This is a genomic window from Novosphingobium malaysiense (genome assembly GCF_000802225.1).
GTDB lineage: Bacteria > Pseudomonadota > Alphaproteobacteria > Sphingomonadales > Sphingomonadaceae > Novosphingobium > Novosphingobium malaysiense.
The window spans coordinates 1-311 of sequence record NZ_JTDI01000048.1 but is presented as its reverse complement, the minus strand read 5'-3'; the positions used below and the strand labels follow the sequence as shown (position 1 = coordinate 311).

The following is a 311-nucleotide window of genomic DNA, read 5'->3' as shown; positions in this document are numbered from 1 at the left end:
CTTGCACATGCCCATGATCGCGGCGATGTCTCCGCCCGGCTTGACCTGATGGTACTGGCACGAAATCTCTGTTCCGTGGCCGGTGAGCATTTCCGTGGGGCTTTGCGGATTGACGAATTCGACCAGCCCCTTCTCGCGCACGGGGTTGAAGGTGACGATCTTGCAGCCGCGCTTCACCGCCTCCTGCAGCGGATGGAGGAATCGGGGGCTGTTTGACCCGGTGTTCTGGCCGAAGAAGAAGATCGCGTCGCAATGCTCGAAGTCGCTGAGCACGCAGGTGCCCACCGGCGATCCCGTCACTTTCTTGAGCC

At 61.4% G+C, this 311-nt stretch carries 1 pseudogene; it reads right to left on the bottom strand.

The window, feature by feature from the left end:
- Window positions 1-311: pseudogene (locus LK12_RS23455) on the bottom strand (FdhF/YdeP family oxidoreductase); the annotation flags it as partial.